At 67.3% G+C, this 3,483-nt stretch carries 5 protein-coding genes; 3 read left to right on the top strand and 2 right to left on the bottom strand.

Annotated elements, in window-relative coordinates; genetic code table 11:
- Positions 1-902: NAD(P)-binding domain-containing protein (locus CLV67_RS54935; protein ID WP_106331196.1), on the bottom strand; the 902-nt coding region annotated here is incomplete at its 3' end.
- Between the two features lie 64 nt (positions 903-966).
- Here CLV67_RS54935 and CLV67_RS50765 point away from each other — a divergent pair.
- Positions 967-1,293 (top strand): ArsR/SmtB family transcription factor, encoded by a 327-nt coding sequence (locus CLV67_RS50765; RefSeq protein WP_106331195.1) that lies wholly within the window; start codon positions 967-969, stop codon positions 1,291-1,293.
- Positions 1,294-1,369: 76 nt separating this feature from the next.
- On the top strand, positions 1,370-1,807 hold the full coding sequence (locus CLV67_RS51625; RefSeq protein WP_146169674.1) for a hypothetical protein: 438 nt from the start codon (positions 1,370-1,372) through the stop codon (positions 1,805-1,807).
- Here CLV67_RS51625 and CLV67_RS50755 read toward each other — a convergent pair.
- Complete coding sequence (locus CLV67_RS50755; RefSeq protein WP_106331193.1) at positions 1,732-2,451, bottom strand: IS6 family transposase; 720 nt, start codon at positions 2,449-2,451, stop codon at positions 1,732-1,734. The genes CLV67_RS51625 and CLV67_RS50755 overlap by 76 nt on opposite strands.
- A gap of 505 nt (positions 2,452-2,956) precedes the next feature.
- On the opposite strand from CLV67_RS50755, the gene CLV67_RS50750 reads away from it, so the two are divergent.
- A complete protein-coding gene (locus CLV67_RS50750) occupies positions 2,957-3,400 on the top strand; it encodes a hypothetical protein (protein WP_146169673.1) in 444 nt (147 codons plus the stop codon).
- Positions 3,401-3,483 lie beyond the last annotated feature (83 nt).

Raw genomic sequence — 3,483 nt, 5'->3', positions numbered from 1 at the left:
ACCCCGATTCCTGCACACCTACAATCACCACCGCCACCACACCGCCATCGGCGGACCACCCGCCAACCGCGTTCCCAACCTCTCTGGGCAGAACAGCTAGTACCGTCGCCCCAGACGATGCGGTCGCCGTCGAACCGCTGGGGAAGCGGCCGGTGGTCCGGCCGCCCGGCGGCGACGGCGGCCCGGTACCGGCCGTCGTCGATCACCGGCACCGTCCCCGACACCAGCCGCGGCCCCCACCGCGAGGTGTCCAGCCCGGTCCTGGTCAGCCACCAATGGAAGTCCCGGCCCAGGATCCGCTGCCGCTGGAACCGCAACTTTCCACGCGTCGTGATACTCACCGCCGCCACCCGCGCGAGCTCGACCGCGATCTGCACCGCCGAGTTCCCGCCACCGACCACCACCACCCGCGCCCCGGCCAACCCGTCGGGATTGCGGTACTCGGCGGCATGCAGCACCCGACCGGTGAACGACTCCAGACCCGCCAACTTCGGCCGGAACGGGAAACCGAAGCCGCCGCTCGCCGCGACCACCGCCGGCGCCCGCACGACCCCACCGTCCACCGTCGTGATCATGAAACCGTCCTGCGTGGCGGTCACCTGCTGGACGCGGGTGCCGGAGCGGACCTCCGCGTCGAGGGCCTCGGTGTACGCGGTGAGGTAGGCGACGACCTCGTCACGGACCGGATAGCGGTCCGGGTCGCCCGGGAACGGCATGCCGGGCAGCCCGGAGAACCGAGCCGGCGAGAACAGCGTGAGGCTGTCGTAGTAGGCCGGCCACGATCCGCCCGGCCCAGCGGCGGCGTCCAGCATCAGTGGGCGAAGCCCGCGCCGGGCCGCAGCGTTGGCGGTGGCGAGTCCGGACTGGCCGCCACCGATGACGACGAGGTCTGCGGAAGTCATGCCGACAATGTATCGTCACATCGGGAAATGACGAAATGAGTGCTGGAAGGGACACTGGTAGCCGATGACCACGCCCACACCACTTGACGGCCTCACCCAGGACTTCCTCAAAGCCCTCGCCAGCGAAACCCGCCAGCAGATCCTCATGCTGTTCGTCGGCGGCCAAGAATTCACCGTCGGCGAGATCGCCACCGCCTGCGGCCTCGGCCAGTCCACCACGAGCGAACAACTCGCCATCCTGCGCCGCGGCGGTCTGCTCACCTCCGCCCGTGACGGCAAACTCGTCCGCTACCGGGCCGACCCGACCACCATCAGCGCCCGCATCGCCGATCTGCAGAGCTACCTCACCCTCTGCTGCCCGCCCTCCTCGGCACCGACCCCCACGGCCTGAATACCGACTACGGCTCGCCTAGCGACAAGCGCTTCGGCGACTCGTGCATGATGGTGCGGTTACGCAGCGCGCCGGCGTGCCTGACGGCCTCCGCGCCGTCGTGATCGACACGAACTCGACAGTCCATGGCCGCATCGACCTCAATGCGCTGCGAAGTCTGGCCGAGGCGCTGGCCCGCAAGGCACCCGAAACGGAGATCTGGCTTCCAGAGCCAGTGATCTGGGAGTGGGCCACCCATGCCCAAGAAGACTACGACGAACTCGCGGCGGCGAATAACGCCGTAGTCAGGAAGCTGAACGCGGCCAGAATCACCCCCTCCTTCGCCAAGGTCAAAGATCAGGACCGCGTTGACGTCTACGACGCGGTCACCCAAGAGATCGAAGGGCTCTGTTGCGGTGTTCGGTCGGGACACGCGTTCGGCCTGGCCCGGCCGCCGGGTCAGATCGCTTTGGCAAGTTCGGCGAACGCGGCGCCGAGCCGAAGCCGGGTTGGCGTCTCGGTAGCGATCTCGTAATGCCCGCGGCGAAGATTCTGGACGAAGGCGTGGCCAGCGATCACGGTCTGAGCAGTGCGGTCGGTCCGTAACCCGCGCATCGGCCGGAGTCGCTGTTTGAGCCGACTGTGATCGGCCTCGACCGGATTGTGGGCATACCGTTCGACGTGATGCCAGGCCGCCGGGATCAGGCCGGCGAGCATAGCCGGGTAGACCGCTGCGGCGTCGGTCACGACTTCGACTGGCACCGTCTTCAACGCCTTCAGAGCGCGGGCGAAGAACCTGCGGGCAGCGGCAGCATCCCGCCGAGCTGACACCAGTACGTCGATGACCTGCCCGTACTGGTCGATCGCCCTGTACACGTACCGCCAAACGCCGTTGACCTTCACATACGTCTCATCCACGAACCAGCGGTCGCCCGGAGCACGCCGGGCGAACCGAGCCGCATCGGCCAGCAGCGGCGTGAACCGCTGCACCCACCGATACACGGTGACGTGATCGACTTCGACACCACGCTCGGCGAGCAACTCCTCGATGTCGCGATAGGACAGGTTGTAGCGCAGGTACCAGCGCATCGCCACCACGATCACCTCCGGCGGAAACCGGAACCCCGCGAACGCCGACGACGGAGCAGACCACGAACGCGACCGGACTGAGGACCTCACCGATCAACGTTGCCTGAACGCCTGGCGAGGCGACACCACAACTCCCGATCGCTCAACGCAACAGCGCCGGTTGAGGACCTTACGTCGGAACTCGGGTGGATAGCTTCTCGGCACAAATCTCCTCCAGGAGCGACCGAGCATAGAAGATCACGCATGTCGCCTCCACGGAACCCGGGGAAGATCAACCGCTCCGTGAAAGCGGGGGGAACTCACCCGAGGAGAAGTCTGAGGTGTATCGCAACCTTGGACTGCGGCTGACCTATCTTCCGGAAACCAAAACGGTGCGGGCAGATTTAGATCTTGCCACGCACCGTTGGGAATCAGGTTGTGTCCGAGGGGGGGACTTGAAGGCAACCTCGTCGCAGCCGTGCCTCATCTGACGATGAGGATTTCAAGTGCACTTGACCAGGCATTTCGTCGCAGCCGTGCGGCGGCAGGGAGTCGCTGACCGCAGTGGGCGATCGGCGTGGTGAGGGCGATTCCGCTACCCGAGCTGGTGCCGCGGATGAAGGACGGGGACCGCGAAGGTCAGCGCCGGGAGTCGGTCCGGCGAGCGGCGGTGAGCCGGAAGCCGTTGCCGTTGCCGGAGGCGCCACCGCCTCCGCGCCGGGATGCGGTTTTCGGGATGTGCGCGCTGGACGACAAGGGCCGCATCTCCGATGCGAGGGTCATGGCGGCGCTGGACTGGGAGGCCGGCCGGCGGGTGACGTTCACCGTCGCGCATGGAGTGATCCTGATCGACGCGGACGATGCCGGCGGGCAGGCGGTCTGCGGGCGCGGGTGCTTACGCCTGCCGGTGGGTTTGCGCCGTGCGGTCGGTATCAGGTTGAAGGAACGGGTGTTGCTGGCCGCGCTGCTGGAGCCACGTCGGTTGGTGGTGCATCCGATGGTGCAGCTGGATCGCTGGTCGCTGCCGGTGCACGTGGCGGTTTTGGGCGGTGAGTCGTGACGGCGGCGCGGGTGCGGCCGGAGGTGGTCGAGGCGGCGCGGATGCTGCTGGATCAGATGGGCATCACCGCCGAGGACCTGTTG

Source organism: Actinoplanes italicus, assembly GCF_003001815.1.
In the GTDB taxonomy this organism is placed as follows: domain Bacteria; phylum Actinomycetota; class Actinomycetes; order Mycobacteriales; family Micromonosporaceae; genus Actinoplanes; species Actinoplanes italicus.
Note: the sequence above shows the minus strand (reverse complement) of the source record. Positions and strands in the feature narration are given on the sequence as shown.

Coding starts and splice junctions, on each gene's coding strand:
- CLV67_RS50765 (WP_106331195.1), top strand. CDS start 967: ATGACCACGCCCACACCACTTGACGGCCTCACCCAGGACTTCCTCAAA.
- CLV67_RS50750 (WP_146169673.1), top strand. CDS start 2,957: ATGAAGGACGGGGACCGCGAAGGTCAGCGCCGGGAGTCGGTCCGGCGA.